The 12,344-nt window shown below is 71.9% G+C and carries 10 protein-coding genes and 3 pseudogenes; 6 read left to right on the top strand and 7 right to left on the bottom strand.

From position 1 onward, the window contains the following. Nucleotides 1–194 precede the first annotated feature (194 nt). The gene (locus tag UG55_RS07075; protein WP_066064514.1) at nucleotides 195–2,267 is read left to right on the top strand and encodes a hypothetical protein; all 2,073 of its coding nucleotides are present in this window, start codon (nucleotides 195–197) and stop codon (nucleotides 2,265–2,267) included. Here the strand turns inward: UG55_RS07075 and UG55_RS28265 are convergent. Both UG55_RS28265 and UG55_RS28260 read right to left on the bottom strand, forming a co-directional pair. Next, on the bottom strand, nucleotides 2,254–2,436 hold the full coding sequence (locus UG55_RS28265) for a hypothetical protein (RefSeq protein ID WP_128422881.1): 183 nt from the start codon (nucleotides 2,434–2,436) through the stop codon (nucleotides 2,254–2,256). The two genes, UG55_RS07075 and UG55_RS28265, sit on opposite strands and share 14 nt — an antisense overlap. Next, complete coding sequence (locus UG55_RS28260) at nucleotides 2,433–5,429, bottom strand: hypothetical protein (protein WP_066064511.1); 2,997 nt, start codon at nucleotides 5,427–5,429, stop codon at nucleotides 2,433–2,435. The genes UG55_RS28265 and UG55_RS28260 overlap by 4 nt, the downstream gene beginning before the upstream one ends. 469 nt (nucleotides 5,430–5,898) lie before the next feature. On the opposite strand from UG55_RS28260, the gene UG55_RS07065 reads away from it, so the two are divergent. The 4 genes and pseudogenes from UG55_RS07065 to UG55_RS33185 all read left to right on the top strand — a co-directional run. After that, a complete protein-coding gene (locus UG55_RS07065; RefSeq protein ID WP_066064508.1) occupies nucleotides 5,899–6,900 on the top strand; it encodes an SDR family oxidoreductase in 1,002 nt (333 codons plus the stop codon). Between the two features lie 185 nt (nucleotides 6,901–7,085). After that, on the top strand, nucleotides 7,086–7,538 hold the full coding sequence (locus tag UG55_RS07060) for a pyridoxamine 5'-phosphate oxidase family protein (RefSeq protein WP_066064505.1): 453 nt from the start codon (nucleotides 7,086–7,088) through the stop codon (nucleotides 7,536–7,538). A 54-nt stretch (nucleotides 7,539–7,592) separates the two neighbouring features. After that, nucleotides 7,593–8,181: pseudogene (locus UG55_RS33190) on the top strand (aldo/keto reductase); the annotation flags it as partial. A 1-nt stretch (nucleotide 8,182) separates the two neighbouring features. Next, nucleotides 8,183–8,552, top strand: a pseudogene (locus UG55_RS33185) (aldo/keto reductase); the annotation flags it as partial. Nucleotides 8,553–8,658: 106 nt separating this feature from the next. On the opposite strand, the gene UG55_RS07050 reads toward UG55_RS33185, so the two are convergent. After that, nucleotides 8,659–9,243 carry a hypothetical protein gene (locus UG55_RS07050; protein ID WP_242423835.1) on the bottom strand — a complete coding sequence of 195 codons (585 nt, stop codon included), beginning with the start codon at nucleotides 9,241–9,243 and terminating at the stop codon, nucleotides 8,659–8,661. Nucleotides 9,244–9,376: 133 nt separating this feature from the next. Between UG55_RS07050 and UG55_RS07045 the strand changes: the two genes are divergently transcribed. Then, nucleotides 9,377–9,565: a hypothetical protein gene (locus tag UG55_RS07045; RefSeq protein WP_066064497.1), complete on the top strand. Its 189-nt coding sequence runs from the start codon at nucleotides 9,377–9,379 to the stop codon at nucleotides 9,563–9,565. A gap of 13 nt (nucleotides 9,566–9,578) precedes the next feature. Here the strand turns inward: UG55_RS07045 and UG55_RS07040 are convergent, their stop codons facing one another. The 4 genes and pseudogenes from UG55_RS07040 to UG55_RS07030 all read right to left on the bottom strand — a co-directional run bounded on the left by UG55_RS07040 (nucleotide 9,579) and on the right by UG55_RS07030 (nucleotide 12,266). Next, the gene (locus UG55_RS07040) at nucleotides 9,579–10,223 is read right to left on the bottom strand and encodes a hypothetical protein (protein WP_242423834.1); all 645 of its coding nucleotides are present in this window, start codon (nucleotides 10,221–10,223) and stop codon (nucleotides 9,579–9,581) included. 107 nt (nucleotides 10,224–10,330) lie between these two features. Further along, nucleotides 10,331–11,236 (bottom strand): annotated as a pseudogene (locus UG55_RS46805) (hypothetical protein); the annotation flags it as partial. 1 nt (nucleotide 11,237) lies between these two features. Next, on the bottom strand, nucleotides 11,238–11,545 hold a 308-nt coding region (locus tag UG55_RS46800), incomplete at its 3' end, for a hypothetical protein (RefSeq protein WP_396230823.1). Between the two features lie 289 nt (nucleotides 11,546–11,834). Continuing rightward, entirely contained in the window at nucleotides 11,835–12,266 is a 432-nt protein-coding gene (locus UG55_RS07030) for a metalloregulator ArsR/SmtB family transcription factor (protein WP_066064488.1), read from the bottom strand. Nucleotides 12,267–12,344 lie beyond the last annotated feature (78 nt).

Here is a 12,344-nt window from a genome sequence, read left to right as displayed (position 1 = left end):
GGTCACGCTCCTCCGTGGCAAGGGAAAGAAGATTGCTTGCCGTCAGTATTCGGTACGGGCGGGGAAGCACCCCACGGATTGATGGGGTGTGGCTGTGTCGAAGATAGTTCCCGGGATTTTTTCCCTTGCGCCCTCCAGATGGAAATGGTACGTACGATGCGGGCTGGAATTATTTCTGTCATCGGAGGTGGCACGTGACGGCGCTGGTTCCTGGCCAGGCCGGCGAACTCGCGGAGATGCGGCGGCGTGAGCTGGCGGGGCGGCTGCTGGCGCAGGGGGTGGACAGGTTCCAGTGGGGTTGGCAGTTCGTACCCGCGGAACGGCCGGTGCCGGACCTGCTCGGCCGGCCGGTGCTGCCGCCCGAGCAGTTCGGGGGCGCGGCCAGTGCGGCGGCCCTGGGCGCGACGGCCAAGGCCTGCACGATCGGCGGCGTCGTCCTGGGTGGCGCACTGGGCGCCCTCGGCGCGGCGACCGGGGCGTCGCTGGCCGTCCCGGCGCTGGCCACGGCCGGTGTGGCCGTCGCCGGGGGTGGGCTGACGTCGATGTACGCGCGCTGGCGCGAAGCTGTCGGGCGCGAGCGGGAAGGCGCGTGGATGGACGCGCACGACCAGCAGCGGCAGGGCAGCTCCGCCGCCGCTGAGTCCCAGGACGAGTGGCGCCCGGTACAGGGTCCTCCGGACGTGACCCGGGTGGATGTCGTCTGCGGCACGTGGGACGGCTGGGCGGCGATGATCGCGACCACCGCCGGTTCGTTGATGCGCTCCGACCGCAGCGTGGTCGTGCTCGATCTCACCAGCCACGAGGTCGCCGAGGATCTGATCCAGTTGGTGAGCAGCACGGGGCGGCCGGTGCCGTGCGGCCGGTTCCCTACGGATCTCAGCCTGGTCGACCTGTTCCACGACCTGAGCCCGGAGGCCGTGGGTCGGGTGATCGCCGATGCGTTCGCCGTGCTGCCGGGGCGCAGTGGCGCGGCGGAGATCCGTCGGCGAGACGAGGCGATCGTGCGGACCGTCGCCCGCCTCATCGACCCGCCCTGGACGTTCCGCCGGCTCGCCGCGGGCGTGCGGCTGCTGCAGCGGCTCAGCGAGACGAGCGCCGGAAGCGGCCAGGCCGGCGGTGTCCTGAGCCTGCGGGAGCAGCGGGCGCTCATGCAGGTGAGCCACGAGTTCGGCCGCACGCCACAGGAGAGCGCCGAGCTGACCTACCTCGTCGACTCCTTCGAGCGGCTGGCGGGCAACGACGATCGGCGGCATGCGGACCGCGCCGCACCTGACTACGTGTCACCTGACCATGCGCCGCCCGACTACGCGGCACCCGAGGACGCGGCACCCGAGGACGCGGCACCCGAGGACGCGGTGCCTGCGGGAGGCGCGCCGGGCGGCGCCGGCGAGCCGGTGGCGCGGCCGGGCAGCGGGCTGTGGAGGCCCGGCCTGACGGTGCTCGCCGCGCCCGTCTACAACAAGGATCACGGTGAGTCGGCGCGCATCCTGCTGTACCGCTTCATGGAGGATCTGCGCCACGGCGCGCCACACCGCAGCGATGACCTGATCGTCGTCGCCGGCGTCGACCGGCTGGGGCGGGACGTGCTGGACGAGTTCAGCCAGCATGCCCGCAACGCCCGGGTGCGGACGATGTTCCTGCACCAGCATGTGCCGGCCCGTGATGACGCGCAGCGGATGCTGAACACGGCGGGCAGCGTCACGCTGCTGATGCGTACCCACAACGCCCTCGAGGCGCAGGCCGCGGTGGAGCTGGTCGGTTCCGAGTACCGCTTCGTGCTCAGCCAGGAGACCCAGAGCACGAGCGAGTCCCTCGGCTGGAGCCGCGACGAGACGAAGGGCACCGGGACCAGCACCTCGGAGGACAGCCAGCGCGGTTGGAGCATCCAGGTCGGGATGCGGCGAGGTGAACGTCTGCCGGTCTTCAACCGCAGCAGGAGCGGGTCGCGGGGCACCGCGCGGACGGTCCAGTGGTCACGCTCGCGTGGCCGGTCGGGGTCGTCGGAGAAGGGCACGTCCGCGGCGATGAGCCGGGTGTTCGAGCCGGCGGTGGAACCGGTCGAGGTCGAGACCCTGCCGGAGACCGCGTTCATCGTCCTCAACAAGGTCCACTTCCGGCAGCCGGTGCTGGGTGACTGCGATCCGGGGCTCTGCCAGCATCCGCTGGCCACCGTCGCCCTGGGCAAGCCCCCCGGACAGGCACGGACCCCTGCTGGGCGGACCCCTGCTGGGCGGACCCCTGCGGGGCGGATCCTCAACGAAGGATGACGAGGCCCACCAGGCCGCAGGGGGCCGCGATCAGGAGGAGGACCGCCAGGACGTAGAGCCCCAGCAGCACACGGCGCTGCCGGCGCACATGCGGCGGCGTCGGGGGCTCGCCCGGCGGGCGGGAGGCGTGCGGGCGGGAGGCATGTGCCGCGCGGCGGGACGTCCTCATCGTTCGAGGCCGGATCGTTCGAGGGCGGCGTAGTGCGCCCGGTACGTCGTGGCGTGGGGCGCGCGGTGCCGGCTGGCCTCCCGCGCCTTCTGCTGCCGGGCGATCAGGCGCCGGAAGCCGCGTCCGCTCGCACCCAGCATCCACAGCACCGGTTCGGCGGCGGCGACACGTTCGGCCGGGTCCACGATCTCGCCTCGGCCGCGTATGCAGTCCGCGGCGCTCAGCGCCCAGTAGCGCGTGTCGGTGAACTCCGTCGACGGCTGCTGGCCGAGCTCCGGCAGCCGTGCGGGCCGGGTGAGCCAGTAGCGCACGAGGCCGTCCTGTTGCTCCGGGGTCAGGTCGGGCAGGCGAAGCACGGGTGGGAGCCCGCGCAGCCAGTCGGTCTTGCTGACCACCACGGCGAGCCGCAGGGCGAGGCGGCCGCCCCGCCGAGGCAGCGCTCCGTCCGCGTGCAGAACCCGGATCAGCCGCCGCATCGTGTCGTAGGTCGGCTCGGCGGCCGGGTGGGCCGCCTCGTAGGCCGCCTCCCGCTGGGTGGGGGTGAGCCGGCTGAGCAGTGCCGGCTGTGCCGACGGGTCGACGACGAGCAGGGCGTTGTGGGTCCGCTCCAGGTAGCGGTGGGTGGTGCGCAGCGTCTCCTGGTCGGTGTAGAGGTCCCCGTCCGGGTCGAAGAAGAACAGGATGCGCCGGGGGCCGCGGGGGATGCCGACCGTGACGACGAACGCCCGGGGGTTCGGGGTCACCGTCGACTCCAGCCACCCACCGTCCGCGACCACCTGCAGGCTGCGTCGGTACCACTCCTCGTCCGGCCGGAACGCGAAGGACACCGTGAGATCACGCTGGTAGGCGAGTTCCTTCAGGCCGGCCAGGACGGCGACCAGCAGGGTCGTCTTACCGGATGCCGGCGGGCCGATCAGTGCGATGTGCACGATAGGCAGGTGCCCGATCCCGTCGGGCAGCCGGCCGGAACAGGAGCCGCAGTAGCTGGCGAGCCGGCCGCGCCGGCCGGGCGCCCAGGTTCGCAGCCGGGTTCCGCACGCGCACACTCGGTACAGCAGACCGCCGCGGCCTGGCCGCAGGTCGTTGTGCCGGTGGTCGCAGTCCTCGTTGGGGCACTCGTAGAACGGCCGGCCCAGGGGGCGGGCACAGTCCGGATAAGGACAGTCGACCGCGAGCTCGCCGAGTCGGCGGAACGTCGCCAGGGTCGGCCTCGCCGGGCGTGCCTCGCGCAGCAGCCAACGCGCCGCCTCCGTCGCCCGCAGCACCGCGCCCGCGCACCGCGCCACCGCGATCGTGGTGACGACGAGTGCTGTGAACACGGCGAACGCCGCCCGGGCGAGCCCGCCGGCCACGGTGGCGCCGGTCGCCGTCCCCGCCCGCCACATCGTCCAGCAACGCCGTGCCGAGGAGGTGGACCCGAGAAACGCGCCGGGCCACCGGGTCGGGCCGGCCGCGGTGAGGGCCGGCCTGGCGGTGCGGAGTGCGTCGGCCAGGGCGTCCCCGATGGCGCCGAGGTCGACGAGCGCCTGGCCGGCCGGCGTGAAGTACCCGGGGTAGGCGGCCTCGCCGTCCGCCGGGCGCAGCACCGGCGGCCCCGCGGCCAGCGTGCGTGCCGGCAGCGCGAGCAGTCGTGCGCCGAGCCGACCGAAAGCGATCACCGCGCCGGCGCCGAACAGCGAAAGGCCGCGGGCATATCCGCCGATCGCCGATCCCGCGGGCCGGACACCGGATGACCACGCCGCCAGAACACCCGCTGGTAAGCGTTTCGACGTGCGGGGCCGCGCGGCCCTCGCCGCGTTCCCTCCCCATGGGCCGGCGCCCGCCGGCGGTGGTACCCGGACCGGGCCCGCTACCTCGGGCGGTGCGCTGCCGGGAGCCGGCGGGCCGGCCGGCTGATCCGGCGGCACGCCCGCGTCGGCGGCCGCGGCGGCGAGGCGTTCCGCGGCGTCGGGGTGGGTGAACGACGCGCTGGCCGCCGCCAGCACATCGACTCTCCCGGCTGCCCACACCCGCGCGGCCACCTCGCCCCAGGCCAGGTCCGCCGGCTGCCCGGCCGCCCGGCCGCCGTCGCTCGGAGCGGGATGACCGGTGCCCCCGGGCGCAGCGCCGACGCCGGCCGCGTCTCCGGCTCCGTCTCCGGCGCCGGTTCCGGAAACAGGCCCGCCATGCAGATGATGGGTAACAAACCGGACGCCGAACGGTACGGCGGCGGGATCGAGGTCGGCGCCCACCGGTACCCCCACCAGAACGTGGCGGGACTGCTCCGGGTGCCCCACGGGCACGCTGAAGGTCATCGCCAGCGCCAGCTCCCGCGGCAGGGAGCCGGTGACCAGCCGGATCGTCCGCATCGTGGTTGCCGTGCCCTGCTCCACCAGCACTATCCGCACGGCCCCGCCGCTGCGGGCCGCCCCGCGCGCACTCGCCAGCAGGGCAGCCAGCCGACCCTCGCCGTGCAGCTCCCACGCCCGGCCGACCGCCTCCCGCCAGGGCAGCGAGGAGTCGACCACGAGGCGCTCGACGGCGGGCAGCGTGCCGTCGGATGGCTGGTCGGCCCAGCCCGGCCACCACCGCAGGTCGGCGGGAAGCAGCCCGTGGAGATCACGCTCCGGCTCGGTGAGCAGCAGCGCGTGCTGGAAGACGTTGCCCGGGCGGCCGGCGAAATCGACGCCCGTGCCGACTGTCCGGCAGATCAGCGCGGCGCCGCTTTCCAAGAGCGAGTAGCTCAGGCTCAGACCGGCCGCCGGCCGCCGGGGGGACCTCCGGGAAACCGGCGCTGACCCCGACCCCGACCCGGAGCCCGGCCCGTACTCGGAGCCCTCGGCGTCGTGCCGCTGTGGCCCGGTGCGGCGCGCGTCGACGGCGAGTTCGGCCGCGAGGAGACCGACGATCTGCTGGCGCACCGCGTCGCCGAGCCCCGGCGTGTACGCCGTGACACGCCAGCCAGGCCGACCCGACGCCGACGCCGACGTGCGATGAAGCTGGTGGATGGTCATCGGACGTCCGCCTCCGCACCTCGTGGCTCCTTGCTCAGGATGGCAGAGCCCGATCCCCCTGGGGCGCGGCAGTTTCCGCGGAGTACATCGCGGACGAACCACCCGCTCCGACCGGCTCCCGGCATTCATGCAGGTGAGAAGGTGACCCGATCGGGTGAGCGCGGACGTGACCGGGAACGAGGCGGTGGATCTGTCGCGGAGGCGACACAGTGGGCCGACAGGCGCGCCGCGTGCTGACCACCGCGAGCCGCTCCACNTGCTGGCCGAGGGATCGGGATGGGGGCGTAGGCCGCCGGCGCGGGGTCACGTTTACGGCTCCGGCTTCTGAACAGACCTCGGTCAGATCCTGCGGAGCAGGGCTGGCCGGGTGACTCCTCGGCGGGCCGCGGTCATCACTCGGACGAGGAGCGCCGGCGCGTGACGGTCAGCTTGTCTGGTCCCGATGCCTGTCGAGAAGGATGAGTGGGGAATGCGCACAAAGCCGTTGGACGAGCAGGTCGTGGTGGTCGTCGGTGCGTCCAGCGGCATCGGTCGGGCGGCCGCGCTGGCCTTCGCCCGCCGCGGCGCGCGGGTGGTGTGTGCGGCCCGCGGCGCCACCGCGCTGCACGCCCTGACCGGCGAGATCGCCGCCGAGGTCGGTCCCGGGCGTGCGCTCGCCGTGCCGACGGACATCGCGGACCCGCAGGCCGCCCATGCGCTCGCCGCTAGCGCCGAGCGGGCCTTCGACCGCATCGACACCTGGGTGAACGCCGCCGCCGTCAGCGTCTGGGGCCGGGTCGAGGACATCACCGACGCCGAGTTCGAGCAGGTCCTGCGGATCAACGTGCTGGGGCAGATCTATGGGGCGAAGGCGGCGCTGCCCGCGCTGCGGCGGGCCGGCGGCGGCGTGCTGATCGGCATCTCCTCGGTCGAGGGCATCCGCGCGATGCCGCTGCACAGCGGCTACGCGGCCAGCAAGTGGGCGGTGCGCGGCTTCCATGACAGCCTGCGGGTGGAACTCGCCCAGGAAGGCGTCCCGATCGCGGTCACGACGGTGCTGCCCCCGTCCGTCGACACGCCCTTCTTCGCCCACGCCCGCAGCCGGATCGGTGGGCGTCCCAGCCCGCCGCCGCCGGTGTACGCGCCGGAGGTCGTCGCCGACGCGATCGTGCGGGCGGCCGTGCGGCCCAGGCGGGAGGTGCTCGTCGGCGGCGTGGCACTGGCCGCCTCACTCTGCGCCCGGCTGTCGCCGGCGCTCAGCGACGCCCTGCTCTCGGTGCGCCGCACCGGCGTCGAAACCCTGCGTGAAGAGCACCCGGCCGAGCCGTCCGACATCGTCGACGAACCCGAGCCCGGCGCAGGCCGGATCGACGGCGGCTACCCGGGCCGGGTACTGCGCCGCAGCCCGCTCACCTCGCTGTTCGGCGTGCCCCGCCGCCCCGTCGAGCTGCTGACGGCCGCCGTCGGCAGCCTTCACCGCAGATCGGCGTAGGCCGATCTACGTAGCGGGACTCCTTCTTGACGATATGCGAGCATCGCCCGCATACTCAGGCATCCTGAGAAGCGACCGCTGGTCGCATAATGGGTGGGGTTGTGGCCGCGGTCGGCGGGCCACCCGTCTGGGTGCCGGCTACCACCGCGCGGCCGGCACCCGACCGCCATGAAGGACGGAACACGATGAAAGAGCAGCGCCGGGGCCGCCGGATCGCCATGAGCCCGGCCGAGATCGATGCCTTCCTCGCCGAGGAGCGCACCTGCCGCGTGGCGACGTCCAGTCCGGACGGGCCGCACCTGACGCCGCTGTGGTTCGTCTGGGACGGCGCCGCGCTGTGGCTCAACTCGGTCGTGAAAAGCCAGCGCTGGGCGGACATCGCCCGCGATCCGCGGGTGGCCGTGCTCGTCGACGGTGGCCAGGCCTTCAACGAGCTGCACGGGGTCGAGCTCCGCGGGCGGCTCGAAAGCGTCGGCGAGGCTCCCCGCACCAGCACTCCGCACCCCGATCTCGACAACCCCGAGCGGCTTTTCGCCCAGAAGTACACCGGCCGCGACGAGATGCACCACGACGGCCGGCACGCCTGGCTGCGCCTCACCCCGGAGAAGATCACAACCTGGGATTTCCGGAAGATGTGAGAGCGCCCGCGGCGACCGATGCTCTCCCGCCACACAGCTCACCTGGGGGAACCCTTGCGGTACAGCAGGTTCGGGACGACCGGTGTCGAGGTCAGCACCCAGTGCCTGGGCACGATGAACTTCGGCCGGCTGGGTAATGTCGATCCCGACGAGAGCGTGCGGGTCGTCAACCGCGCGTTGGACGGCGGGATCAACTTCATCGACACCGCCGACGTCTACTCCGGCGGCCAGGCCGAGGAGATCGTCGGGCGGGCGGTGGGAGCGCGCCGGGACGAGGTGGTCCTCGCGACCAAGTGCTTCTTCCCCATGGGCGGCCGCCTCCAGCGGGGATCCTCCCGGCGATGGATCATGCAGGCCGTCGAGGGCAGCCTGCGTCGGCTCGGCACCGACCGCATCGACCTGTACCAGATCCACAAGCTCGACTGGACGACCGAACTGGAGGAGACCCTCGGCGCCCTCACCGACCTCGTCCGCCAGGGCAAGGTCCTCTACCTGGGTTCGTCGTCGTACCCGGCGGACTGGATCGTCGAGGCGCAGTGGGCCGCCGCCCGCCGGCACGGCGAGCGGTTCGTCTGCGAGCAGCCGCAGTACTCGATCTTCGCCCGGTCGGTCGAACGGGACGTCCTGCCCGCCTGCCGGCGCCNCCGGATGGCGGTCATCCCGTGGAGCCCGCTCGCCGGTGGCTGGCTTACCGGCAAGTACCAGCGCGGCCAGCAGCCGCCGGTCGGCTCGCGCTACGACCCGGACAGCCCGTTCATGCAGGGAACCGTCAGCTCGGCCGAGGAGCGCTCCTCGCCCGCCCGGTTCGACGCCGTGGACGCCCTGCGCGGCGTCGCCGACCAGGCGGGTATCACCCTGACCGAGCTGGCCATGGCGTTCGTCGCCAGCCATCCCGCCGTCACCTCGACGATCATCGGGCCGCGCACGATGAAACACCTCGAGGACGCGCTGGCGGCCGCCGACGTCGAGCTCGGAACCGACGCGCTCGACGCCATCGACAAGATCGTGCCCCCCNGCACCGACCTGCCCGGGGTCGACCACTTCACCCAGCACCCGTCCCTGCTGGCCGCCGCCCGCCGCCGCCCCTGAAGGCCACCCCTGAACGCCGCGCCCAGCCGAGTCAGCGGGATCGGGACGAGCGAGCCGCTCGGCCGCCGCTTCGTGAGGCCGACGTCGGCGACTCCACGGGAAGCGTCCAGACCAGATCGATCGACTCGTCCGGGGCCAGCACCTGCCAGGCCGCCCGCAGGACGTCCAGCCGCGCGGCCGCTCGTCCCGGCAGGTCCGCCGGGAAGGACGGGGCATCCGCCCGGAACAGCTGCCAGGCCGACGCGAGGTCGGCCGCACTCGGCGGCCGGCCGTGCTCGACCGCGCCGTGCACGGCACCGGCGACGATCTCCGCGAGTCTGATCTCGCGCTGGTTGGTCCGCATCAGGTCGTGGGAACGCTGGCGACTGTCGTGGCGGAGCCGGCCGGCCACCACGGTCATGCTGCCGAACATCGCCCCGGCGGCGATGCTGCCCCAGACCCCCCGGCTCAGCCGGAACTCGGACTCGGCCACGAAGTGCGCGAGATCGTGGGGCACGCTGAAGGTCCGGTCGTAGGAGCGCATCCGCAGCGACACGCCGTCCGGACGTTCGATGGTGGCGACGGACCCGCCGTCGCCACCCTTCGGGCCGTCGAGCCGGCGGAAACACACGCGCATACCGGCAGCCTGACCCGTCGCCGGCCAACTGGCGAACGGTTTTCCGCAATCTGCCGGGGCCGGGGCATGCCGGGGCCGGGGCATGCCGGGGCCGGGGCCGGTCCAAGCGCGGTGGCGCCGGGGCGGGGGCGGGGTGACCGGTGGCCGCCCTGATGATCTCCATCGGGCCAGCGACGTCACACTCGACTTCGTCGAGGAGCTCGCGGACTCCTTCGGTCACGCGCCCGTGCTCGCGGTCGTGGCCGCCAGGTCGGAACTCCTGCAACGGCGACCAGCCTGGCGCGGTGGCAAGCCGAACGCGACGACGCTGACACTCGACTGACGGCTCCTCCCACTCAGCCGGGGGTGACGGCGTTGCGTACCGCGTCGACGGCCTTCTCCGCCGCCTGGCCGATCTTCCGCACCGTCGGGTGTTTCGCCTGGGCGACAGTCATTTTCGTGAGCATGCCGGTGGCCCAGTCGGCGTGTTCCAGCGCCGTCCGCGAGAGGGTGTCCGCCGCGCTGGTCATGGCCTGCCTGGCGGCGCCGTCGTCGGCCTCCTCGGCGAGGGCGGCCAGCAGCGCGGCGTTGGCGGCGCACTGGTTCGCTCCGGTGAGGAAGGTCTGGAGACCGGCCTGTTCGAAGGTCATCGGGTCGGCGGAGCCGGACAGGAGCAGGGCCTCGACCAGCTTGTTGTCGAGACTTTCGGTGGCTCGGCCCGCGGGGCTCGCGTACTGCGGGTTGCCGCCGAGCTCACGGATCAGCTGTTCCCAGGTGGCGACGGCCTGCAAAGTCTCGCCTTCGAGCTTGGCGTAGCGGGAGCGCAGGGCCGGATTGTCGGTCCGGGCGTGCAGGGTGCGCAGCAGATTCAGGCTCATGCGCTCGTGGGCGATGAAGCCGGAGAGCTGGTCGGCCAGGAACGAGCCACCCAGCCCGCTGCCGGCGGCGACGTCGTCGAAATGCTGCTCCTCGACCAGGTGGTCGGGGGCGACTGTGACCATCGGACCTGCTTTTATCTCCGCTCCGGTTTCGGGGCGCACCGCGGTGGTCACCATGCCATCTCTCTTCCGGGTTGTGGGGTGGGGTGGGGTGGGGTGGGGTGCGGGCGTCAGCGCCGGCCGGCGAGGGCCTCTTCACGGAGGCGCTCGACGGGGTGCGGGCCGTCGGTCTCGAGCCGGTACTCGGCCCCGAAACGTTCCCGGTGGGTGTCGATGACCTGCTCGCTGGGGTTACCGCCGGCGTTGACCTTCTTGAGGTTGTCCTGGAACCGGTTGTGGGCGTCCATGACGTATCCGGTGCCGAGGCTCGTCAGGTCGAGCTGGGTGGCCAGTACCTCGCGTACGTACTGCTTGTTCGGTTCCAGCAGGACCGGTTCCGGCAGCGCCGCCGGCAGCACTTCGGCTGCTTCCCGGCCGTCGTAGCGCTTCATCAGGTCGGCGGCGATCCGCAGCTGCTCGATCTCCATGGCGAGGTGCAGCTCCCAGATCCGGGCGATCCGGGGGTCGGTCTCCTGGCCGGCGAACGAGTGGTACATGTAGCACTCGTTGTACTCGTGCAGCACGAGTTGTTCGAACCAGGTCTCCCCGGGATCGAGCATGGATTCGTACTGGGTGACGTGTTCCTCCTCCACCATCGCGATCTCGGCGTAGAGGGAGCGGGCGATCGGTTCCAGATATCGGTTTCCGATTGTCATGTAGAAGTTCATCGTCTGCTGCTCGGCCGCGGTGATCGTGAGGGCGTGCAGCCGGCTGAGCGGATCGACCGTGTGCTTGTCGTAGTGCCGGCGAATGTTGTCGGCGGGGTGGCGGTGCTCCACCTGGGTGGGCCTTCCGGGCATCACCTCGGTGAGTCGGTGGACGATCTGCTCCGCCTTTTTCCCCTCCAGCAGCTCGTAGAGATTCGCATATCGGTAGAGGTGGTCGAAGTCCTCCAGCAGGCCGAAGTCGTAGGTCTGCTTCAGATAGGGATCAGGCTCGCTGCGGGCCAGCCAGGCAGTGAGGTCGACGGCTTCCTGNTCGTAGCCGAGGGTCACCTCCAGCGTCGATTCCGCACCGGGGATCAGCCAGTTCACGACTTTCTGCTGCTGCTGCTCGATCCGGCGGATCTCCGCCAGGGCCGCTTTCACCTCGGGCACGTCGATGTGCCGGGCGAACTGGTGGCTGAACAGCACCGCCTCCACCTCGAGGCCGTTCATGGCGATCACCCGGCACCGGGTGTAGGGATCAACCAGACTCTTGTCGTAGGGCTCGACGTTGAGCTCGGACCAGTTGCGCACCTGATCGTCGAGAGGGATGCCCTTCTCGGTCAACGGATCAAAACTCACGGTACCTCCGGAGAACAGGACGGACTGGTGTCGGTCAGCCCTTACCCGGTGCTCGTGGGGTAAACCCGGGAGGCGTCGTGGAAACCCCGGAGGTGCCGTCGCCTCGATCAGGAAATCCGAGTGTTCGTGCCCGCCAGCCCGGCCTGAATGTCGACCATGAAGCGTGGATCAGGCAACGCCGTCATCCTCGACCGAATGTCAAGATAATCATCAATCCCAAAACGGCGGGCATATCCCGGTGGGTGGCGGGGCCCGCGCTTCCCCTCGGCCTTCCCCGCGACCGGGGTGCCTACGCCTCCGCCCGCGCCGACGGGGGTGCGAAGACGGTGGCGAGAGCAGCCAGTGCTTCGGGTACGGCGCGGTAGTAGGCCCAGACACCGCGTTTGTCGCGGGTGATCAGGCCGGCGTCGACGAGGACCTTGAGATGGTGGCTGATGGTCGGCTGGGTGAGGCCGAGAGGCTCGGTGAGCTCGCAGACACAGGCCTCGCCGCCGTCCCGCGCGTAGATCATCGACAGCAGGCGTAGCCGGGTGGGGACGGCGATGGCCTTGAGGACGGCGACGAGCCTGTCGGCCTCCTCCGCGGACAGTGGCGCGCGGGCCAGCGGGGTGCAGCAGACGGCGATCGGGCCTGCGGGGCCGGGCGGGCAGTCGCCCGAGGTGCTGGTGACACCCGTCATCTCGGTGACGGGGAGGGCCGCCGGTGGGGAGGTGGTCGCCATGCGTCCAGCATGCCTCAGCCATTGACAGTCGTCTATGTCTACGTTCATCCTCGGGCTGGCAGGGACATAGACGGGCAT

Source organism: Frankia sp. EI5c, from assembly GCF_001636565.1.
Lineage (GTDB): Bacteria > Actinomycetota > Actinomycetes > Frankiales > Frankiaceae > Parafrankia.
The sequence above is the reverse complement of the archived record's forward strand: the minus strand, read 5'-3'. Positions and strand labels throughout refer to the sequence as shown.